At 68.8% G+C, this 19,818-nt stretch carries 18 protein-coding genes; 11 read left to right on the top strand and 7 right to left on the bottom strand.

All coding sequences use genetic code 11. From position 1 onward, the window contains the following. Positions 1 to 19: 19 nt before the first annotated feature. The 7 genes from G3A44_RS00180 (at position 20) to phoR (ending at position 6,742) form a co-directional block, all read left to right on the top strand. Positions 20 to 1,015 carry a PstS family phosphate ABC transporter substrate-binding protein gene (locus G3A44_RS00180; RefSeq protein WP_163455471.1) on the top strand — a complete coding sequence of 332 codons (996 nt, stop codon included), beginning with the start codon at positions 20 to 22 and terminating at the stop codon, positions 1,013 to 1,015. Between the two features lie 59 nt (positions 1,016 to 1,074). Beyond that, positions 1,075 to 2,034, top strand: a complete 960-nt coding sequence (gene pstC / locus G3A44_RS00175) for a phosphate ABC transporter permease subunit PstC (protein ID WP_163455470.1) — start codon at positions 1,075 to 1,077, stop codon at positions 2,032 to 2,034. A gap of 1 nt (position 2,035) precedes the next feature. Continuing rightward, the gene (gene pstA / locus G3A44_RS00170; RefSeq protein WP_163455469.1) at positions 2,036 to 3,001 is read left to right on the top strand and encodes a phosphate ABC transporter permease PstA; all 966 of its coding nucleotides are present in this window, start codon (positions 2,036 to 2,038) and stop codon (positions 2,999 to 3,001) included. Positions 3,002 to 3,050: 49 nt separating this feature from the next. Further along, on the top strand, positions 3,051 to 3,848 hold the full coding sequence (pstB, locus tag G3A44_RS00165) for a phosphate ABC transporter ATP-binding protein PstB (protein ID WP_163455468.1): 798 nt from the start codon (positions 3,051 to 3,053) through the stop codon (positions 3,846 to 3,848). Between the two features lie 41 nt (positions 3,849 to 3,889). After that, the gene (phoU, locus tag G3A44_RS00160) at positions 3,890 to 4,603 is read left to right on the top strand and encodes a phosphate signaling complex protein PhoU (protein WP_163455467.1); all 714 of its coding nucleotides are present in this window, start codon (positions 3,890 to 3,892) and stop codon (positions 4,601 to 4,603) included. Positions 4,604 to 4,626: 23 nt separating this feature from the next. Then, positions 4,627 to 5,325, top strand: coding sequence for a phosphate regulon transcriptional regulator PhoB (phoB, locus tag G3A44_RS00155; protein ID WP_163455466.1), 699 nt, complete (start codon positions 4,627 to 4,629; stop codon positions 5,323 to 5,325). A gap of 100 nt (positions 5,326 to 5,425) precedes the next feature. Then, positions 5,426 to 6,742 carry a phosphate regulon sensor histidine kinase PhoR gene (gene phoR, locus G3A44_RS00150; RefSeq protein WP_163455465.1) on the top strand — a complete coding sequence of 439 codons (1,317 nt, stop codon included), beginning with the start codon at positions 5,426 to 5,428 and terminating at the stop codon, positions 6,740 to 6,742. On the opposite strand, the gene G3A44_RS00145 is transcribed toward phoR, so the two are convergent. The 4 genes from G3A44_RS00145 to trxA form a co-directional block, all read right to left on the bottom strand. Then, the gene (locus G3A44_RS00145; RefSeq protein ID WP_163455464.1) at positions 6,730 to 8,403 is read right to left on the bottom strand and encodes a glycosyltransferase family protein; all 1,674 of its coding nucleotides are present in this window, start codon (positions 8,401 to 8,403) and stop codon (positions 6,730 to 6,732) included. The two genes, phoR and G3A44_RS00145, sit on opposite strands and share 13 nt — an antisense overlap. Positions 8,404 to 8,540: 137 nt before the next feature. After that, a complete protein-coding gene (locus tag G3A44_RS00140; protein WP_163455463.1) occupies positions 8,541 to 8,798 on the bottom strand; it encodes a type B 50S ribosomal protein L31 in 258 nt (85 codons plus the stop codon). A gap of 189 nt (positions 8,799 to 8,987) precedes the next feature. Further along, positions 8,988 to 10,253 (bottom strand): transcription termination factor Rho, encoded by a 1,266-nt coding sequence (rho, locus tag G3A44_RS00135; protein WP_163455462.1) that lies wholly within the window; start codon positions 10,251 to 10,253, stop codon positions 8,988 to 8,990. 308 nt (positions 10,254 to 10,561) lie between these two features. Beyond that, the gene (trxA, locus tag G3A44_RS00130) at positions 10,562 to 10,891 is read right to left on the bottom strand and encodes a thioredoxin TrxA (protein WP_163455461.1); all 330 of its coding nucleotides are present in this window, start codon (positions 10,889 to 10,891) and stop codon (positions 10,562 to 10,564) included. A 345-nt stretch (positions 10,892 to 11,236) separates the two neighbouring features. On the opposite strand from trxA, the gene G3A44_RS00125 reads away from it, so the two are divergent. Genes G3A44_RS00125 through G3A44_RS00115 form a run of 3 tightly spaced genes read left to right on the top strand, consistent with a single transcriptional unit; the run spans position 11,237 to position 16,980 of the window. Continuing rightward, positions 11,237 to 13,120 carry an HDOD domain-containing protein gene (locus G3A44_RS00125; protein ID WP_163455460.1) on the top strand — a complete coding sequence of 628 codons (1,884 nt, stop codon included), beginning with the start codon at positions 11,237 to 11,239 and terminating at the stop codon, positions 13,118 to 13,120. A 28-nt stretch (positions 13,121 to 13,148) separates the two neighbouring features. Beyond that, positions 13,149 to 15,659, top strand: a complete 2,511-nt coding sequence (locus tag G3A44_RS00120) for a serine/threonine protein kinase (protein WP_163455459.1) — start codon at positions 13,149 to 13,151, stop codon at positions 15,657 to 15,659. Between the two features lie 28 nt (positions 15,660 to 15,687). After that, the gene (locus G3A44_RS00115; RefSeq protein ID WP_163455458.1) at positions 15,688 to 16,980 is read left to right on the top strand and encodes an MFS transporter; all 1,293 of its coding nucleotides are present in this window, start codon (positions 15,688 to 15,690) and stop codon (positions 16,978 to 16,980) included. A gap of 61 nt (positions 16,981 to 17,041) precedes the next feature. On the opposite strand, the gene lexA is transcribed toward G3A44_RS00115, so the two are convergent. After that, positions 17,042 to 17,719, bottom strand: a complete 678-nt coding sequence (gene lexA / locus G3A44_RS00110; RefSeq protein WP_163455457.1) for a transcriptional repressor LexA — start codon at positions 17,717 to 17,719, stop codon at positions 17,042 to 17,044. 51 nt (positions 17,720 to 17,770) lie between these two features. Here lexA and G3A44_RS00105 point away from each other — a divergent pair, with 51 nt between their 5' ends. After that, complete coding sequence (locus G3A44_RS00105) at positions 17,771 to 18,730, top strand: asparaginase (RefSeq protein ID WP_163455456.1); 960 nt, start codon at positions 17,771 to 17,773, stop codon at positions 18,728 to 18,730. 31 nt (positions 18,731 to 18,761) lie between these two features. Here G3A44_RS00105 and G3A44_RS00100 read toward each other — a convergent pair whose 3' ends face one another. Together G3A44_RS00100 and G3A44_RS00095 are read right to left on the bottom strand one after the other, a co-directional pair. Continuing rightward, a complete protein-coding gene (locus G3A44_RS00100) occupies positions 18,762 to 19,196 on the bottom strand; it encodes an organic hydroperoxide resistance protein (RefSeq protein WP_163455455.1) in 435 nt (144 codons plus the stop codon). Between the two features lie 40 nt (positions 19,197 to 19,236). Continuing rightward, positions 19,237 to 19,725 carry a MarR family winged helix-turn-helix transcriptional regulator gene (locus tag G3A44_RS00095; protein WP_163455454.1) on the bottom strand — a complete coding sequence of 163 codons (489 nt, stop codon included), beginning with the start codon at positions 19,723 to 19,725 and terminating at the stop codon, positions 19,237 to 19,239. Positions 19,726 to 19,818 lie beyond the last annotated feature (93 nt).

The raw sequence follows: 19,818 nt of genomic DNA, 5'->3' as shown, positions 1-19,818 counted from the left end.
TCCTGATAGAGGCCTTTCCATGAAGCTCCGCTCGTCCCTCCTGTCTGCTGCCGTCCTGGTGGCCTCCGTGGTCCCGGCGCTGGCCCAGGCCCAGATTGTCAAGATCGACGGTTCTTCCACCGTCTACCCCATCACGGAAGGCATCGCCGAGGACTTCCAGAAGGCCAAGAAGAACGCGGTGAAGGTCACCGTGGGCATTTCCGGCACCGGTGGTGGCTTCAAGAAGTTCTGCCGTGGCGAGACCGACATCCAGAACGCCTCCCGTCCCATCCTGGCCAAGGAAATGGAAGACTGCCGCGCCGCCGGCGTGGAGTACATCGAGTTGCCGGTGGCCTTCGATGCGCTGACCGTGGTGATGAATCCCCGCAACACCTTCCTGAAGTCAATCACCGTCGAAGAACTCAAGAAGATCTGGGAACCCGCCGCGCAGGGCAAGATCACCCGCTGGAACCAAGTCAACCCGGCCTGGCCTGACGCCCCGATCAAATTGTTCGGCGCCGGCTCCGACTCCGGCACCTTTGACTACTTCACCGAGGCCATCAACGGCAAGGCCAAGTCCAGCCGCGGCGACTACACCGCCTCCGAGGACGACAACGTGCTGGTGCAGGGCGTGTCCCAGGACGTCAATGCCATCGGCTACTTCGGCTACGCCTACTACGCCGAGAACCAGAGCCGCCTGAAGGCCCTGGCCGTGGCGGAGAAGGCCGGCAAGCCGGCCGTGTTGCCCAGCGAAGCCAGCGTGCTTGATGGCAGCTACCAGCCGCTGTCGCGTCCGATCTTCATCTACGTCAGCGCCAAAGCGCTGGCCCGTGGCGAAGTGCGCGAGTTTGCTGACTTCTACCTGAAGAATGCGGCCAAGATTGCCAAGGAAGTGAAGTACGTGCCGCTGCCGGCCAAGGCCTACTCCCTGGCTGCCGAGCACCTGGCCAAGGGCAAGAAGGGCACCGTCTTCGGCGGCAAGAACGAAGTCGGCCTGAAGATCGAGGAACTGCTGGCTCGCGAAGCCCGCATGTGATGAGGCCCGGGAGGGCGCAGACCCTCCCCTGACCGACCGTGCAGAAAGAAACCCCAGACATGAGCTCCACCACCGCCGCTCCGGCCCCCATCCTGGGGTCCACGGGCGAGGCCCGACTGGCTGAACTGGCGCTGGCCAAGGCGCGTCGCAAGCGCCGCGAACGCGCCATCGAGGCTGTGCTGCTGCTGGCGGCCTGCGTCTCGGTGTTCACCACGGTCGGCATCGTCTACATCCTGCTCAAGGAGAGCCTGGCCTTCTTCAGCCACGTCTCCGTGTGGGACTTCATCACCGATGACCAGTGGACCCCGCTGTTCGAGGATGCGCACTTCGGCATCCGTGTGCTGCTGGCCGGCACCTTGAGCAGTTCCGGCGTGGCGCTGCTCATTGCCATCCCGCTGGGCACCATCATCGCGATCTACCTCTCGGAGTTCGCCGGCCACCGTACCCGTGAGACGCTCAAGCCCATCCTGGAGCTGCTCTCCGGGGTGCCGACCATCATCTACGGCTACTTCGCCCTGCTGTTCGTCACACCGATGCTGCAGCGCCTGATGCCGGAGCTGCCGGGTTTTAACGTGCTGTCGGCCGGCCTGGTCATGGGCATCATGATCATTCCCTACGTGTCCTCGCTGTCCGAGGATGCGATGCGTGCGGTGCCCATGAGCCTGCGCGAAGGCTCCTACGCCATGGGGGCCACCCGGCTGCAGACCGCCGTGAAGGTGGTAGTGCCCGCCGCGTTCTCGGGCATCGCCTCGGCCTATATCCTGGGTATCTCCCGAGCCGTGGGCGAGACCATGATCCTGGCGGTGGCCGCCGGCATGCAGCCCAACCTGACGCTGGACCCGACCGAGCCGGCCGCCACCATCACCTCCTTCATCGTGCAGGTGGCCCTGGGCGACCTGCCCCATGGTTCGGTGGGCTACCAGACCATCTTCGCCGCCGGCCTGACGCTGATGATGCTCACCCTGAGCTTCAACATGCTGGGCTACTGGATGCGCCGCAAGTTCCGCGAGGCCTATTGACATGACCCCGTCCCCCAAGACCACGGCTCCTGTGGCCGCCCGGCGCAGCACCCTCAATGCCGAGGAGATGCGCGCCCTGATCCGCGCGGCCAAGCGCTACGACGTGCTGTTTGCCACGCTGGGCCTGCTGGCCCTGGCCATCGGCATCCTGACCTTGGCTGCACTGTTCACCGGCATGGCCCTGGATGGCATCCCGCGCCTGAACAGCGAGTTCTTCACGAACTTTCCGTCGCGCCGCGCCGGGCAGGCCGGCATCCTGTCGGCATGGGTGGGTTCGCTGCTGGTGATGACCGTCACGGCGCTGATCGCCGTGCCGGTGGGCATTGCAGGGGCAATCTACCTGGAAGAGTACGCCCGCAAGAACTGGGTGACTGACGTCATCGAGATCAACATCACCAACCTCGCCGGCGTGCCTTCGATCGTGTATGGCCTGCTGGCCCTGGGCCTGTTCGTCTACACCTTCGGCCTGGGCCAGAGCATCCTGTCGGCCGGTCTGACGCTGGCCCTGCTGATCCTGCCCATCGTGATCGTGACCACCCGGGAAGCCCTGCGCGCCATCCCGCAGCACATCCGAGAGGCCGCCTACGGCTGTGGCGCCTCGCAGTGGCAGGTGGTCAGCCATCACCTGGTGCCCTACGGCATGCCCGGCATCCTGACCGGCGTGATCATCGGCATGGCCCGGGCCATTGGCGAGACCGCTCCCATCATCACCATTGGCGCTCTGACCTTCATCGCCTTCCTGCCGCCGGCCCCGTTCATGGGTGACCCGCCGGCCGGCCTGTTCGACTGGGCCTTCTCCGGTTTCACTGTGATGCCGATCCAGATCTTCAACTGGACCTCGCGTCCGGACCCGGCCTTTCACCAGAACGCGGCCGCCGCCAGCTTCGTGCTGGTCTTCATGACCGTGGGCATGAACGCCCTGGCGATCTGGCTGCGCTACCGCCTGCGCAAGAACATCAAGTGGTGAGAGGCCTTCGCGCCACCCGCCTCCGCAACGACTTCTCCCGAGCAGCTCCATGACCACCTCCACCATCACCCTGCCGAACAATCCGCCGCCCTTGAAGGCCGAGGCCAAGGCCCTGGACTTCTACTACGGCGCCTTCAAGGCCTTGAAGGGCATTTCGATGCCGGTGTATGAGAACCGGGTGACGGCCCTGATCGGCCCGTCGGGCTGTGGCAAGAGCACCTTCCTGCGCTGTTTCAACCGCATGCACGACCTCTATCCCGGTCACCGCTATGACGGCACGATCCAGCTGCTCCCCGATGCGGTGAACCTGCTGGACCACCAGGTCGACCCCATCGAGGTGCGCATGCGCATCTCCATGGTCTTCCAGAAGCCCAACCCCTTCCCCAAGACCATCTTTGAGAACGTGGCCTACGGCCTGCGCGTGCGCGGCGAGCGCAACCGCACCTATATCGAAGACAAGGTCGAGGCCGCGCTCAAGGGCGGCGCCCTCTGGGAGGAAGTGCGCGACCGTTTGGATGAGTCTGCGGTCAACCTCTCGGGTGGCCAGCAGCAGCGCCTGTGCATCGCACGCGCCCTGGCCACCGATCCCGAGATCATCCTGTTTGACGAGCCGACCTCGGCGCTGGACCCCATCGCCACCGGCTCCATCGAAGAGCTGGTCACCGAACTCAAGAAGAAGGTCACCATCCTGATCGTGACCCACAACATGCAGCAGGCGGCACGCGTCTCTGACTATGTGGCCTACATGTACCTGGGCGAGTTGATCGAATACGGTGCCACCCGCGACATCTTCATGAAGCCCCTGCGGAAAGAAACCGAGGACTACATCACCGGCCGCTTCGGCTGATGCCTGCGGACTTCCGCCTCCACCCCCAACCCAGTCATCCCATGGACAAGCACCTCTCCACCCAGTTCGACGCCGAGCTCAGCGGCGTCTCCACCCGCGTGCTCGAAATGGGCGGGCTGGTCGAAGCCCAGGTGGCCCAGGCCCTGTACGCGCTGGCCCACTCCAGCGGCGAGACCGCGGCGCAGGTCATCGCCGCGGAAGGACGGGTCAACCAGATGGAGGTGGACATCGATGCCGACCTCTCGGCGATCATCGCCCGTCGCCAGCCCACCGCGCGTGACCTGCGCCTGCTCATCGCCATCTCCAAGACCATCGGCAACCTGGAGCGCGTGGGGGACGAGGCCGCCCGCATCGCGCGCACCGTGCAGCACCTGCTCAACACCGGAGTGTTCGGCCGCCTGCGTCTGCCGGTCAGTGACCTGGAGTTCGAGGCCCAGTTGGCCGTGGCCTCGCTGCGCAAGGCGCTGGACGCCTTCGCCCGCCTGGATGTGAACCAGGCGGTGGAGATCATCAAGCAGGACAACCAGATCGACGCCGAGTTCGATGGCCTGATGCGCAAGCTCATCACCTACATGATGGAAGACCCGCGCACCATCTCCGCCAGCATCGACCTGATCTTCATGGCCAAGGCCATCGAGCGCGTGGGCGACCATGCCAAGAACCTGGCCGAGCAGATCATCTACGTGGTCAAGGGCACCGACGTGCGCCACAACCCGGTGGAGGCGGTGGAGTCCATCGCCACCCGCCGCAGCTGACCCCTACGCCCCAGGAGAAGACCATGCCGCTCGTGCTCGTCGTCGAGGACGAATCCGCCATCGCGGAACTGATCGCCATCAACCTCAGGCATGCCGGCTTCGACGTGACCCTGGCGGAAACCGCCGACCAAGCCAGCGTGGCCGTGGACGGCGTGCTGCCCGACCTCGTGCTTCTGGACTGGATGCTGCCGGGGCAGTCGGGCGTGGCATTGGCCCGCCGCTGGCGCGCCGATTCGCGCACCCGTGACCTGCCCATCATCATGCTCACCGCCCGGGCCGATGAAGCCGACAAGGTGGCGGGCCTGGACGCTGGTGCGGACGACTACCTCACCAAGCCCTTCTCCACCCAGGAGTTGCTGGCCCGCATCCGCGCCTTGCTGCGGCGCCGCCTGCCTGAGGCGCTGGACGCTGCGGTGGAGGTGGCCGGATTGCGCCTGGACCCCACCACGCGCCGCGTCAGCCGGGCAGGAACCGAGCTCAAGCTCGGTCCCACCGAGTTCCGCCTGCTGCACTTCTTCCTGAGCCATCCCGAGCGGGTCCACAGCCGGGCCCAGCTGCTGGACCGCGTCTGGGGGGATCACGTCTTCATTGAAGAGCGCACGGTGGATGTGCATGTCAAGCGGCTGCGCGAGGCGCTGCAGCCCGCCCAATGCGCCCAGATGATCGAGACCGTGCGCGGCGCGGGTTACCGCCTGACCCAGCAGTTCCCGCAGACGGCCTGAGCCATCGCCCGCCGGTCCGAGAGCCTGCGGCCTGGTGGCGCCGCCGGGCCGCGCATTTCTTCCCTTCAATGCGGCGTCGCCGCGGTCCACTCTCCACCTCATGTTCTGGATCTTCTCGCGCTTGCTCAGCGTCACCGTGGCCTGCTCGCTGGGTGCGCTGGCGGGCTTCTTCCTGGGGCGCTGGGCCGGCTTGACCTTGGTGGGCGCCCTGGTCGGGGTGGCCCTGCCGCTGGGTTTGCTCGTCGGGCTGGATGCCTGGCGCGGCTACCTGGTGCTGCGCTGGATCAGCCGTGAGCCCCAGGGCAGCGCGCCGCTGGAGAGTGGCTTCTGGGGGGGCGTAGCCCTGCGTACCGAGCGTGTCCTGCGGCAGCAGGACCAGGAGATCCGCAAGGCCCAGAGCCACCTGGCCCATTTTCTAAGGGCCATCGAGGCGTCGCCCAATGGGGTGCTGCTCATCGATGCCCAGGAGCAGATTACTTGGTGCAGCCTGGTGGCGGCCGAGCATCTGAACCTCGACCGCGAGCGCGACCGCCTGCAGCGCATCACCAACCTGGTCCGTGCCCCCACCTTCGTGCAGGCCCTGCATGAGGGCGCCACCGAGCAGGTGGTGACCTTCCAGCGTCCGGGCCAGCCGGGTCTGCTGCAGGTCACCTTGCGGGCCTTTGGCGAGGGCGAGCGCCTGCTCCTGACCCAGGACATCACCGAGCGCGAACGCAACGAGGCCATGCGCCGCGACTTCGTGGCCAATGTCTCGCATGAGATCCGGACCCCGCTGACCGTCCTATCAGGTTTTGTCGAGACCATGGTCAACCTGCCGCTGTCCGACGCCGAGCGTGGCCGGGTCCTCAGCCTCATGACTCAGCAGACCCAACGCATGCAGGCCCTGGTGGGCGACCTGCTGGCCCTGGCCCGGCTGGAGGGCAGTCCTCGGCCGCCGTCTGACCACTGGCTGGCACTGGCCCGCTTGGGTGAGGCGGTGCAGGCGGAAGCCCAGGGGCTCTCGGCCGGCCGGCATGTCCTGCACTTTGACTGGGGTGAGGACCTGGAGGTGGCCGGCAACGAGGCCGAGCTGCAGAGCGCCATCGTCAACCTGGTCAACAACGCGGTGCGCTACACGCCGGCCGGCGGCGAGATTTCGGTCAGCGCGCAGCGCCGGCCGGAAGGTGGCTTGTGGGTGGCCGTGCGGGACACCGGCCCCGGCATCGCCCCGGAGCACCTGCCTCGCCTGACCGAACGTTTCTACCGGGTCGACAGCAGCCGCTCACGCGAGACCGGCGGCACCGGTCTGGGCCTGTCCATTGTCAAGCATGTGGTGCAGCGGCATGGTGGCGAGCTGGTGGTGCGCAGCGAATTGGGCAAGGGCTCGGAGTTCAAGCTCCTGCTCCCCGGCAACCGCTGCCGCGATCAGCGGGTGTAGACCCAGGTCACCTCGTTGCGCTCGGTGGGCCGGCGCACCCGCGCCGCCAGACGCCATCCGTCCAGTACCGGCGGCTGGGCGGGCTGCCGGGTTTGCAGCACCAGCGAGGCGCAGGGCGCCTGCGCCGCAGCAGGAATGTCCTGCCAGCTGGCCAAGGCTTGCACCGGCTGATGGCCGAACACCTCCAGCGCCGCCAGATGAGGGCGGGGCAGGGCGGCAGCCAGCACGCAGCCACCCTGAGCCTGGGTGTGGCGGACCACCTGGCTGAAGACCGCCCGCGGGCTGCGTGCGTAGTCCAGCACCGGCAACAGCAGCGTCATGGTGAGCAGCCAGGACAGCGCCACGCCCGAGGCGGGTAGCACCAGGCTCTTCCACAGCGGATGCCGGTGACGCGCGGTGCGCCAGCGCACCAGGTAGATCCAGGCGGCGGTGGCCAGCACGGCAGCCCCCAGCTCCAGGGCATTGAAGCTCGGGCTGAAACCTGGCGCCAGCCGCATGATGTTGGCCAGGGGCTTGGCCGGCAGCTGCCACTGCACCGAGCTGTAGGTGATCCACACCGCCAGCGCCGCCAGCGAGAAAAAGAACACCGAAAACCAATCGATGGCGGCGCTGGCGCTGCGGTTGAGCGTGGGCAGCGCAAAGGCGGTCAGGGCCGCCATGGCGGGCAGGGCCAGCAGCAGGGCCCGGTCGCTGCCGCCCATGGCCACGCAGGCCAGCAGGGCTGGCAGTCCCATGGCCAAGGGCAGCAGGATGTGCGCTTGCCGCCATTGCCGGCGCCACTTCCAGATCGTCCAGACGGCCAGCGGCCAGACCGGCCAGGTGAACCAGGCCAGGAGAGTGACCAGGCTGAGCAGTTCATGGGCCTGGTCGGGCAAAGCCACACGCCAGACCCAGGTGTGGGCCACGGAGGACAGGCCCGCGCTGCCCACCCAGGCCAGGGCCAGCGGCACGCACAAAGCGCGCCGGTCTGCCGCGTGAGACAGTCCGCAAGCCAGCAGTGCGGCGCCGGTCAGGCCCAGGCCCACTGCGGGCGCGCCGCTCAAGGCCAGCAACAGCGGTGCCGTCAGGACCGCCGCCCAGGCCCACCGCGGCTGCTGCGGCGCGGCCGCCAAACCCCAGAACAGCAAGGCCACCAGGCTGAGCTGCACCAGCTCTGGCGTGGTCTCGTGGCCCAGCTGCAGCAGGCCCAGGCAGGCCATGAACGCCAGCAACGCGCCATCGGCCAGGGCGCGGGCATAGTCCACCGGCTGGGCTTCCCCCCCAAAAGCAAATCGCACCGGCTGGGCGGCGGGTGTGCGGGCCAGGTGGAAGGTGGTGTACCAGACCAGGGCCAAGGTGAGGCCCAGCAGGGCTGTGAAAGGAATGCGCACGGCCAGGTCCGGGCCCAGCCAGGCGCCCGCGCCCTGGATCGCCCAGGCCCCCAGCCAATGGGGCAGCCAGGCGGCGTCTGCTGGCAATCCGCCCAGGGTGGGTGCCCACCACGAGGCCCGGCCTTCGGCCAGGCCCAGCATCACCGCGTAGGAGGTGACGTCGGCGTTGCGCCAGGGATCGCGGCCGATGACGCCGGGCACCAGGTAAGCGGCGCACAGCAGCCACAGAGGCAGACGGGGCAGCCGGGCGGCGGCACGTTCGGGCACCAGGGCGGGATTGGGGGCGTTCACGGGGGGCGATGATAGTCAAGCTGGCTGCAGCCACTGGGCCTGCGCCGTGGGGCAACGGCCGTCACCCGGAAAACAACAAGGGCAGCCGAAGCTGCCCTTGTCTGCGCCGTGGTGGCCGCAGGCCACCGCCGCCGAGTTCACTTCTTGCTGAACTGGGCGAACTTGTTGCGGAACTTCTCGACGCGGCCGCCCAGCGTGTCCACGCTCTTTTGCTGACCGGTGTAGAAGGGGTGCGATTCGCTGGTGGTTTCCAGCTTGAACAGCGGCAGCTCGCGGCCGTCTTCCATCTTGATGGATTCCTTGGTCGGAGCGCAGGAGCGCGTCACGAACTTGAAACCGTTGGACAGGTCGACGAAGCAGACGTCGCGGTAGTTCGGGTGGATGCCGTCTTTCATGGCTTCTTAGAGGCGTTGCCGCCTTCCTTCATCGCTGGTGAGCCGGGAGCCACGCCTGGCCCCATGCCATGCGCACTTTCCGACAGCGGAAAACCTTAGATTGTAGCGCAAGCTCGCCCCCTGGGGTGAGCCTGCCGCGGCCCACAGGGACGGGCCGCACGGGGCGCCCTCAGGCGCCTCGGCCTCCCATCAGCCGCCCCGACGCATCATGTCGAAGAAGTCGATGTTGTTCTTGGAGGCCTTCATCTTGTTGAGGATGAACTCCATGGACTCGATCTCGTCCATGTTGTAGAGCAGCTTGCGCAGGATCCACGTCTTCTGGAGGATCTCCGGCTTGAGCAGCAGCTCTTCACGGCGGGTGCCCGACTTGTTGATCAAGATCGAGGGGTAGACGCGCTTTTCGGCCATGCGGCGATCCAGATGGATTTCGCAATTGCCGGTGCCCTTGAACTCCTCGTAGATGACCTCGTCCATCTTGGAGCCGGTGTCGATCAGCGCGGTGCCGATGATGGTCAGCGAGCCGCCTTCCTCGATGTTGCGCGCGGCGCCGAAGAAGCGCTTGGGCCGCTGCAGGGCGTTGGCGTCCACGCCGCCGGTCAGCACCTTGCCGGAGCTGGGCAGCACGTTGTTGTAGGCGCGTGCCAAGCGGGTGATGGAGTCCAGCAGGATCACCACGTCCTTGCCCAGCTCGACTAGGCGCTTGGCGCGCTCGATCACCATTTCAGCCACCTGCACATGTCGCGCGGCAGGTTCGTCAAAGGTCGAGCTGATCACCTCACCGCGCACGGTGCGCAGCATCTCGGTCACTTCCTCGGGGCGCTCGTCGACGAGCAGCACGATGAGGTGGATCTCGGGATGGTTGGCCACCAGCGAGTGGGCGATGTGCTTCATCATCATCGTCTTGCCCGTCTTGGGCTGCGCCACCAGCAGGGCGCGCTGGCCTTTGCCGATGGGCGCAATCAGGTCGACGATGCGGCCGGTGATGTTCTCCTCACCCTTGAAGTTGTCACGCTCGAGCTTGAACGCCTCCTTGGGGAACAAGGGCGTCAGGTTCTCGAACATGATCTTGTGCTTGTTCTCCTCGGGCGTCAGGCCATTGACCCGGTCGACCTTGACCAGGGCGAAATAGCGCTCGCCGTCCTTGGGCACCCGCACCTCGCCCTCGATGAGGTCGCCGGTGTGCAGGTTGAAGCGGCGGATCTGGCTGGGCGAGAGGTAGATGTCGTCCGTGGACGCCATGTAGCTCGTGTCGATGGCCCGCAGGAAGCCGAAGCCGTCAGGCAGGACCTCCAGAACGCCGTCGCCAAAGACCTGTTCGCCGGCCTTGGCACGCTTTTTCATGATCGCGAACATCAGCTCCTGCTTGCGCAGGCGCGAAACGTTCTCGATGTCCAGCGCTTCGCCCATCTTGATGAGCTCGGAGACGTGAAGCGCCTTCAGTTCGGACAGATGCATCGGGATGGATCCTCGGATGGCACACGGTGTGGGCTGCCCCTGCCGGAGCACCGCAGACCGACGGACATCGCGCGCCGCAGCGCACGAGGACCGCAGGACCACGCGCTCGAGCCGCCCTGGGACCGGTCGGAGGGACCGGCTGCTGCAGCCTGGAATTGACTCTTGGGGATCTGCGCCGCGGCCTGTTCAGGAAACCGGAGCACGCTCTGAAGGCGAGGGCTCCGGCGGGGCCGGGCGGGACGCCTGCAGAAAACGATCTGCAGGGTCGGCGGCGGCGGGCGCCGCTGCCTGACGGCGTCAAGCCGCGATTATAGGTGAGCTTCGATGAACTGGGCCAGTTGCGCCTTGGACAGGGCGCCCACCTTGGTGGCGGCCAATTGACCACCCTTGAACAGCATCAGCGTGGGGATGCCGCGGATGCCGAACTTGGCCGGCACGGCGCGGTTCTCATCCACGTTCATTTTGGCGATCTGCAGTCGGCCATCGAACTCCTGGGCCGCGTCATCGAGGATCGGGGCGATCTGTTTGCAAGGACCGCACCACTCGGCCCAGTAATCGACCAGCACGGGCTTGTCGGCGTTCAGGACATCGGCCTCGAAGGAGGCGTCGGAAACATGCTTGATCAGTTCGCTGCTCATGGGGGTTCCTGTTGCGTCGACACAGGGCATCGGGCGACGGGGGACCGCTCGCTCCAGGAAGGAAGTGGCGGAGAGGGTCTGCCGGACCGCGAATTGCGGGGAAAGACTTGTTCGGAATTCTGACATAAAGGCTCAGACATCGCCGGCGTGCTGCAGAGGCGGGAGTGCCAGACCGGACCGCGCCCCGGTCGCCTGGGTGGAGCGGGAGATGGCAGGTCATCCCGCCCCTGATTGCCGGAGTCCTCAGGGGCGCCGGCAGGTGCAATCACGCCACAGCCTCGCCCCACCATGCCTGATCAGCCGTCCCGCCCCCCGTCTTCGGCCACGGCCGCCTCCGTGGCGGTCATGCCTGGGCGCGCGGTCCGACGCTTCAGCCGCTTTCAGTTGCTGCGGCTGCTGGGCAAGAGCGAGCGCACCATGGTCTGGCTGGTCATCGACGACCGCTCCGGGCAGGAGGGTCTGCTGGCGTTGCCGCGCGAGCCCTTGCCGGAGGATGAGCTGGCGCTGTGGCTGCAGACGGTGCGGCGGGCGGCGCGCCTTTCCCATCCTGCCCTGTTGCCGGTGGTGGAGGCGGCCGCTTTCCAGCAGCGTCCCTATGTGCTGTACGACCGCGGACCTTGGGTCACCTGGTCTGAGGTGTTCAGCCGGCAGGGTCTGGATCCCCAGGACTTGGCCCGCTGGGCGGCACACGCCGCGCAGGCGCTGGCCTTTGCCCATGAGGCGGGAGTGGCGCACCATGATGTGCAGCCATGGATGTTGCTGTGCCGCGACGGAGGCCATGGAGCGCTTCTGGGCCTGGAGGTCGCGGGCCGCTGGCGGCCCGGGCACCGCCAGGGGGCGATGGAGGAGCTGCAAGCGGTGCGCCGGGCAGCCCTCACGGACGTGCTGGGGCTGGGGTTGGTGATGCACCAGGCCCTGGCGGCGCAGCCTGCCCTGGAGGAACCCGACACCGGGCGGGTGATTGCCCGGATGCCGCCGGCGGGCAATGACATCGTGCGCCTGCCCTGGACAGTGCCCAGGGCTGTGCCTGACCCCTTGCGGGCCATCGTCAACCGCGCCACCGACCGCCAGGAGCGCCAGCGCTACCGCAACGCCCGCACCCTGCAGCGGGCATTGGAGGGCTGGCTCAAGACCGTGGCCGGACAGGAGGGCGGGCCCCTGGCGCTGGTGCTCGACCGACTGCGCAGCGTGGGCGTGCTGCCGGCCATGCCGGGCGGGGCCGACCAGGTGGCGCGCCTGGCCTTGATGGAGCGCTGCCGAACCGGCGAACTCGCCAGCCTGGTGCTGGGCGACATGGCCCTGAGTTTTGAGTTGCTGCGGCAGGTCAATGGCCTGGCGGCGCGCCAGGCCCGGGCGGGGGAGCACGACCCTGTGCTGATGCTGCGCCGGGCCATTGCCATGGTGGGTTTGGACGGGGTGCGTCAAGCCGCGTTGTCGCTGCGGCCCTGGCCGGGGCCGCTGTCGGCAGAGGCGGCGCGCGAGATGATGCTGCTCATCCGGCGGGTGCAGCGCGCGGCCCGGGTGGCCGTGGCCTTGGCGCCCGCGGGCTATGACCCGGAGGTGGTCACCCTGGTGGCGATGATGCAGAACCTGGGTCGCCTGGTGGTGCAGTACCACTTCCCCGAGGAGGCGGCGCAGATCCGGCGCCTGACCCAGCCTGATGAAGGTGCCGGGGCCGCGGGCGAGCCTGGCATGGGGGCTGAGGCCGCCGCGTATGCGGTGCTGGGGGTGGACGTCGAGGCGCTTGGGCTGGCGGTGGCCCAGCACTGGGGCTTGCCGGAGAGCCTGCTGCACATGATGACCCGTTTCGGGCCGCGCGCTGTGGTGCGCACGCCAGAGTCTGACCTGGACAGCCTGCGTGTGGCGGGTTGCTGCGCCAATGAGTTGATCGACGCCCTGTCGCTGCCGCCGCGGCGCGTGCAGCCGGCGGTGCGGGCGGTGGTGCAGCGCTATGCCCGCGCCCTGGGGGTGACCGGCACCGACATGCAGGATGCCGTGAAGTCGGCCGTGGAGGCCGAACGTTCGGCGTCGGCGGGTCGGCCTGCAGGCGGCGAGCCCAGAGGCATGGCGAGCGAAGCGGGGTCGGCGCAGCAGACGGCTCCGCCCGCCCCGGGGGGAGCGGCGGGCGGTTCGGCGGGCGATGCCGGTGCCAGTCCCCCACTTCCTCAGGGGCCTTCCAGCCTGAGGCTGGCCCGCACCGCCTCCGGGCGCTGGGGGGCCACACCATGAATCCGCCAAGTCGGATGAGGAGTCTTCCATGCTGAGTCTGCGAGCTGCACCGGCTGCCGCGGTCCCCCGTTCGGGCCATCGGGTGGGGCGTTTTGAACTGCGGCAGGTCCTGGGCCGCGGGGCCCAGGCGGTGGTGTGGTCGGCCTGGGACCCGACCCTGGAGCGCGAGGTCGCGCTCAAGATCCTCCAAGACGAGGACGAACAGACGGCGGCGCTGTGGCTGGACGAGGCGCGGGTCATGGGCGCCGTCAGCCACCCGGGCATCGTCACCGTGCATGAAGCCTTCCAGACCCCTGATCCCGCTGCGCCGGAACAGCAGCGCACGGTGATGGTGATGGAGCTGGTGCGGGGCCAGACCTTGGCCGAGCGGCTGCGCAGCCAGCCGTGCTGGCCGGCGGCCGAGGCGGTGGACCTGCTCATCGCCCTGCTGGAAGCCTTGGAAGCGGCCCATGCCGCCGGGGTGGTCCATCGCGACCTCAAGCCTTCCAATGTCCTGCTGGGTCAGGACGGACGCTGTCGGGTCATGGACTTCGGCATTGCCGCGCGGCTGGGTCGTGACCACCGCACCGGTGAGGTCATGGGCACGGCCGGCTACCTCTCCCCGGAGGCTGCCGCCGGCCAGGCGCCCAGTGCCGCCATGGACGTGTTCGCCGCCGGCATGCTGCTGGGGCGGTTGCTCACCGGACGCGCGCTGCTTCAGGAGAGCGACCCGCAGCGCTACCTCCAGCGGGTTCAGGGGGAGGACATCGGCTGGCCGGAGGGCGCGCCGGCGGTGGACGACCGGCTGCGCGGCCTGGTGCTGCGCGCGGTGGCACGCCGCCCTGAGGACCGCTGGCCCGATGCCGCAAGCCTCTGCCAGGCGCTGCGGACCTGGCGTCAGCCGGCGCCAGCCGCCCCCCATGCCCATGGCACGGTGGACTTCCTGTTGCGGCGCATCCGCCACGCGGGCGACTTTCCTGCCCTTTCCGACGCCATTGTGCGCATCCAGCACATCACAACGTCGGACAAGGAAAGCTTGCAGAGCCTGGCCGCTGAAGTGCTCAAGGACGTGGCCCTGACCCAGAAGCTGCTGCGCATGGCCAACACTGCGCACTTCCGCTTCGGCGCACGGGGTGAGGTCAGCACCGTGACCCGGGCTGCGGCCCTCATCGGCTTTGCGGGCATCCGCAACATGGCGTTGTCCCTGCTGCTGCTGGAGCACATGGGCGACCAGGACCAGGCGCAACGCATGCGCCAGCTCTTTGCCCAGGCGTTGCTGACAGCGGTGCTCACCGACCAGCTCACGCCCGGAGCACGTGAGCGCGAGGAAGCCTTCCTGGCCGGCATGCTGTCGCATCTGGGTGGCATGCTGGTGAGCTACTACCTGCCCCAGGAGGCGCTGGCCCTGGAGATGCGTGGTGCGGGGGCATTGGGCGAACCCGCCCCGGACATCGAGCGCGACGTGCTGGGCATCAGCCTGGATGAGCTCGGACAGGCCGTCACCAGCTCCTGGGGGCTGCCCGAGGGCCTGCGCCATGCATTCTCCCGCCCCCAAGGCGACCCGCCGACCCGCCGCCTGGAGGCGCCGGCGGAGACCATGCGCTGGCGCATCCGTGCCGCGTCGGAGTTGGCGCGCCAGGTGGTGTTGCAGGGGCGCCAGTCCGATACCGAGCGCCTGCTCCAGATGGGCAGCCCCTACCTGGCCGTGCTGGGCCTGGGGGCCGAAGACCTGCGGGATGCCCTGCAGGTCTCCCGCACCCACCATGCGGAGTTGAGCCGGGTGCTCAAGCTGCCCACCGAGGGCGGTGCCGCCACGGCCCCGGTTCGGCCTGCCAAGCCGGCGGGAACCACCGCCACCGGCGGGGCAGGGCGCATCGCGACCGGTTCCCGGGGGGGCGACGTCACCGGCCCGCGGACTGCAGTGGCCGGCGCGGGGCTGGTGGCGGCCGCCGAGGCCGACGCCCCGACCCTGCGTCTGCCGCGACCGGTGTCCGCCGCGCCCGCAACGCCCATGACGTCCATGACGTCCACGGCACTGGCTGGCGGGCACGACCTGGCGCGCCTGCACCACGGCATCGTCGAGGTGACCACTGCCCTGTCTGCCGACCGCTTCAAGCTCAACGAGGTGCTGGGGCTCATCCTGCACACCATGCACCAGGGGCTGGGATTGGATCGGGTCGTGTTCTGCCTTCGCGACCCCCGCAGCGGCCAGCTGCTGGGGCGCAGCAATGTGGGCGCCGGTGGCGACGGCCTGCAGCAGCGTATCCACGTGGACCTGGGCCAGCCCGCAGACCTGTTCAGCCACGCCTGCCTGCAGGGCGTGGACACGGTGGTGGAGGATCTGCACAGCCTGGTCGCAGGCGGTGGGCGCCTGCCGCCTTGGTGGCCTCAGGCCGATGCACCCCGTGGCCTGTTGCTGCTGCCCCTGATGCTCAAGTCCCGGCCCTTTGCCCTCTTCTATGCCGAGCATGACCAGCCCCTGCTGCTGGCCGAGAACCACCTGCACCTGCTCAAGACCCTGCGCAACCAGGCCGTGATGGCCTTCAAGACGGCGGTCTGAGCGCCGGCCTCGCGTAAGCTCGGGCCGGATGAGTGATCCGATGCCCGATGACGCGCCGTCCTTGCGCCTGCGCGACCTGAACGATTTCCGCCAATTGCTGCTGGCCCGCGTGGCAGGCACCACAGCCAACCAGATGCTGATGGTCGCCCTGGGCTGGCAAATGTATGAGCTCACCCGCAGCGCCTGGGACCTGGGCCTGGTGGGCCTGGCCCAGTTCCTGCCCGCCCTGCTGCTCACCCTGCCGGCTGGACAGTGGGTGGACCGCCATGACCGGCGTCTGGCCCTGGGTATCAGCCTGGGGTTGCAGGCCCTGGCCGCCCTGTGGCTGGCGGTGGCCAGCACCGGTGGCTGGCTGGGGGCCGGAGCGATCTGGTCCGTGTCGGTGCTGCTGGGCTGTGCCCGTGCGCTGCAAATGCCGGCGTTGCAGGCGCTGCTGCCCTCCTTGGTGCCGGCCGCGGTCCTGCCGCGTGCCGTGGCAGCCAGCAGCTCCACCATGCAGGCCGCCACGGTGCTGGGCCCGGCGGTGGGCGGGGGGCTCTATGCCCTGGGCCCGACGCTGGCGGGGTTGGCCGGCCACACGGACCCGGCCGCCGGCCTGGCCTGGGGTGGCGGCTTGGTGCATGGCCTGGCTGCCGCGGCTTTGTGCGCCGCCCTCTGGGGCGTCAGCCGCATCCGCCACCGCGCCCGCCCGGCGGTCCGGCCTGCCGAAGGGTGGACGGGGCTGACCGCGGGCCTGCGTTTCATTGCCCAGCGCCCCGTGTTGCTGGGCGCCGTCTCGCTGGACCTGTTTGCCGTGCTGCTGGGCGGCGCCACCGCGCTGCTGCCCATCTTCGCCCGCGACATCCTGCATACCGGGCCCGAGGGACTGGGCCTGTTGCGCGCCGCGCCCGCCCTGGGCGCGGTGGGCGTGGGTTTGTGGCTGGCGCGTCGCCCTTTGCAGCGCCGCGCCGGTGTGGTGCTGTTGGCTGGGGTGGCGGTCTATGGCCTGGCCACCCTGGGTTTTGCGGCCTCCACCAGCTTGGTGGCCGCCTTTGTGTCGCTGATGGTGGCGGGCGGCGCCGACATGGTCAGCGTGGTGATCCGCCAATCGCTGGTGCAGCTGGAGACACCGGACGAGATGCGCGGCCGGGTGGCGGCGGTCAACTCGGTGTTCATCGGCGCCAGCAATCAGCTCGGAGAGTTCGAGTCCGGCCTCACCGCCGCCTGGCTGGGTCCCGTGGGCTCCGTCGTGCTGGGCGGGGTGGGCACGCTGGCGGTGGTGGCGGCCTGGTGCCGGCTGTTTCCGGCATTGCGCCGGCGCGACCGACTGCAGCCGGGCTGAGGGCCACCCCGCTCGCGTTGCGCTGCGGTTGGGGCGCTGGCAGGCCCGGGCGCCGTCCGGCTCAGATCAGCATGTTCTGGCGCAGCAGGCCCACCGCCACGCCCTCAATGTGGAACTCGGGGTGCGAAGTGGGCACCACGATGGGCTGGAAATCCGGGTTCTCAGGCAGCAGTTCCACCCCGTGGCGGGTGCGCTGCAGGCGTTTGACGGTGACCTCGTCGTCCAGGCGTGCGACCACGATCTGGCCGTTGCGTGCCTCGGCCGTGCGCTGCACGGCCAGCAGGTCGCCGTCGACGATGCCGGCATCGCGCATGCTCATGCCTTTGACCCGCAGCAGGTAGTCGGGCCGGCGCGGAAACAGCGTGGCCTCCACCTGGTAGGTGGCGTCGATGTTCTCCTGCGCCAGGATGGGGTGCCCCGCGGCCACCCGGCCCACCAGGGGCAGGGCCAGCGCCTGGGTGCCCGGCAGGGACAGGGGGAACTGCCGGCCCCGGGTCTCGTTGAGGGCCTTTAAAGTGGCCCCCTGCAACCGGATGCCCCGCGAGGTGCCGCCGACCAGTTCGATGACCCCCTTGCGGGCCAGGGCTTGAAGATGCTCCTCGGCGGCATTGGGCGACCTGAAGCCCAGTTCCGCGGCGATCTCGGCCCGGGTGGGCGGTGCGCCAGTCCGCTCAATGGTGCTTTGCACCAGATCCAGGATCTGCTGCTGGCGGGCGGTGAGTTTGGGGCTTTCGGTCATGCGGGCTGAAGGTTTATCCAGTTACTGTATTTTTATCCAGACCCCATGCAAATGCAAAAGAATTCCGGCCAGGTGGTGATCCTGGGCACGGGCGGCACCATGGCCGGCCGGTCGGCGGTGGCGGGTGACAACGTGGGCTATACGGCGGGCCAGGTGGGCGTGCAGGACCTGGTGGCGGCTGTGCCCGGTTTGGCTGGGCGTGACCTGCAGGCCGAGCAGGTTGCGCAGCTCGACAGCAAGGACATGGACCATGCCACCTGGGGGGCCCTGGCGCGGCGGGTGGCCTACCACCTGGCGCGGCCGGAGGTGGCGGGGGTGGTGGTCACCCACGGCACCGACACCCTGGAGGAGACGGCCTGGTTCCTGCACCGGGTGCTGGCCCCCGGCAAGCCGGTGGTGCTCACCGCAGCAATGCGACCGGCCACGGCCTTGCTGGCCGACGGCCCGCAGAATCTGTTGGATGCGGTGACGCTGGCGGCCTGGCCGGGTGCGCGTGGGGTGATGGCGGTGATGGCCGGCGTGGTGCATGGTGCCCTGGGGGTGCGCAAGCTGCAGCCTTACCGGATGGATGCGTTCGGCTCGGGTGATCAGCCCTGGTGGGCTCGGGTCGAAGAAGGGCAGGTGCTGCCCTTGGCGGGCTGGCCTCCGGCCGGGGCCGCGCTGGGCCTAGACTGCCTGCCGGTCGACACCTCCACCTGGCCTGAGGTGGTGGTGCTGCCCAGCCACGCCGGCTGCTCCGCGGCCTGGGCGGCTGCCCTGGAGGCGGCGCTGACGGCAGCCGACGTTCGGGGGGTGGTGATTGAGGGCACTGGCAACGGCACTGTGCACCAAGTGCTGGAAGACCTGGGGCGGCGGCTGCTTGGCCGTGGCCTGGGCGTGCTGCGCGCCAGCCGCTGCCAGGGCGGCAGCGTGGTGGGCGAGCCGGCTTCGGCCCTGCCTTCGGCGGGCCCGCTCACCCCGGCCAAGGCCCGGGTCGAGCTGTTGCTGCGGGCGCTGGCGCGGGGGGGCTGAGGGCCGGCGGGCCGCCGCCGGCACCGGGGGATCAGACCACCGTCAGGGTCACGTCCACATTGCCACGGGTGGCGTTGGAGTAGGGGCACACTTCGTGCGCGGCCGCGACCAGCGCTTCCAGCGCGGCGCGGTCCATACCCGGCACGCTGATCTGCATGGCCACCGAGATGCCGAAGGCGCCCGCCTTGCCGGTCAAGGGGCCGATGGCCACGTCGGAGGTGATGCTCACCTCGGCCGGCAGGGCGATCTTCTGGCGGGCCGAGACGGCCTTCATGGCGCCGATGAAGCAGGCCGAGTAGCCGGCGGCGAACAGTTGCTCGGGGTTGGTGCCCGGGCCGCCGGCGCCACCCAGCTGGGCGGGGGTGGACAGGGCCACGTTCAGTGCACCGTCGTCGGACTGGGCGGTGCCGGCACGGCCGCCGGTGGCCGTGGCGCGGGCGGTGTAGAGGGCTTTGTCGATGGCCATGAGAGTCTCCTTGGTGGGGGGGGGCGGACGGGGTTGGAAATCAGGCTTCTGACTTTGAAACGTCTTGGGCCCGTAGGAGCCGCTGACGCAATCCCTGCAGGGATTGCGTGAGGGCGGCGATTTCATGCAACTCGCAGGCAGTAGCGCAAGCCACAGCACGAGGCACGGCCTCGGCCTGGGCCTTCAGGGCTTGGCCGGGCAGGGTGAGGGTGACGCGCAGGCGACGCTCGTCGGTCGCGTCGCGTTGGCGCTGCAGCAAGCCCTGGGTCTCCAGGCGCTTGAGCAGCGGGGTCAGGGTGCCGCTGTCGAGGAACAGCCGCTCGCCCAGCTGGTTCACGCCCAGGCCGTCCTGTTCCCACAGCGCCAACATCACGAGGTATTGGGGATAGGTCAGGCCCAGCGGTTCCAGCAGGGGCTTGTAGAGCTTGGTCATGGCCAGCGAGGCCGAGTACAGCGCAAAGCACAACTGCTGATCCAGCGCCAACCAGCTGGCGGTGCTGTCGCCGGTGGAGGTGGGCGTTGAATGCATGGCCTGAATTATTGTGGGCAATTAAATTGCACACAATCTATGTGGTCATTGACCAAGTGGGGATGGGCCGTGCGGCCCCCTCACCGGGCGGGG

Origin of the sequence: Ideonella livida (assembly GCF_010499455.1) — a bacterium.
Taxonomy (GTDB): Bacteria; Pseudomonadota; Gammaproteobacteria; order Burkholderiales; family Burkholderiaceae_C; genus Ideonella; species Ideonella livida.
The sequence above is the reverse complement of the archived record's forward strand: the minus strand, read 5'-3'. Positions and strand labels throughout refer to the sequence as shown.

Excerpts from the sequence above, each read along its gene's own strand:
- G3A44_RS00180 (WP_163455471.1), top strand. The coding sequence starts at position 20 with ATGAAGCTCCGCTCGTCCCTCCTGTCTGCTGCCGTCCTGGTGGCCTCC.
- pstC (WP_163455470.1), top strand. The coding sequence starts at position 1,075 with ATGAGCTCCACCACCGCCGCTCCGGCCCCCATCCTGGGGTCCACGGGC.
- pstA (WP_163455469.1), top strand. The coding sequence starts at position 2,036 with ATGACCCCGTCCCCCAAGACCACGGCTCCTGTGGCCGCCCGGCGCAGC.
- pstB (WP_163455468.1), top strand. The coding sequence starts at position 3,051 with ATGACCACCTCCACCATCACCCTGCCGAACAATCCGCCGCCCTTGAAG.
- phoU (WP_163455467.1), top strand. The coding sequence starts at position 3,890 with ATGGACAAGCACCTCTCCACCCAGTTCGACGCCGAGCTCAGCGGCGTC.
- phoB (WP_163455466.1), top strand. The coding sequence starts at position 4,627 with ATGCCGCTCGTGCTCGTCGTCGAGGACGAATCCGCCATCGCGGAACTG.
- phoR (WP_163455465.1), top strand. The coding sequence starts at position 5,426 with ATGTTCTGGATCTTCTCGCGCTTGCTCAGCGTCACCGTGGCCTGCTCG.
- G3A44_RS00140 (WP_163455463.1), bottom strand. The coding sequence starts at position 8,798 with ATGAAAGACGGCATCCACCCGAACTACCGCGACGTCTGCTTCGTCGAC.
- rho (WP_163455462.1), bottom strand. The coding sequence starts at position 10,253 with ATGCATCTGTCCGAACTGAAGGCGCTTCACGTCTCCGAGCTCATCAAG.
- trxA (WP_163455461.1), bottom strand. The coding sequence starts at position 10,891 with ATGAGCAGCGAACTGATCAAGCATGTTTCCGACGCCTCCTTCGAGGCC.
- G3A44_RS00125 (WP_163455460.1), top strand. The coding sequence starts at position 11,237 with ATGCCTGGGCGCGCGGTCCGACGCTTCAGCCGCTTTCAGTTGCTGCGG.
- G3A44_RS00120 (WP_163455459.1), top strand. The coding sequence starts at position 13,149 with ATGCTGAGTCTGCGAGCTGCACCGGCTGCCGCGGTCCCCCGTTCGGGC.
- G3A44_RS00115 (WP_163455458.1), top strand. The coding sequence starts at position 15,688 with ATGAGTGATCCGATGCCCGATGACGCGCCGTCCTTGCGCCTGCGCGAC.
- lexA (WP_163455457.1), bottom strand. The coding sequence starts at position 17,719 with ATGACCGAAAGCCCCAAACTCACCGCCCGCCAGCAGCAGATCCTGGAT.
- G3A44_RS00105 (WP_163455456.1), top strand. The coding sequence starts at position 17,771 with ATGCAAAAGAATTCCGGCCAGGTGGTGATCCTGGGCACGGGCGGCACC.
- G3A44_RS00100 (WP_163455455.1), bottom strand. The coding sequence starts at position 19,196 with ATGGCCATCGACAAAGCCCTCTACACCGCCCGCGCCACGGCCACCGGC.
- G3A44_RS00095 (WP_163455454.1), bottom strand. The coding sequence starts at position 19,725 with ATGCATTCAACGCCCACCTCCACCGGCGACAGCACCGCCAGCTGGTTG.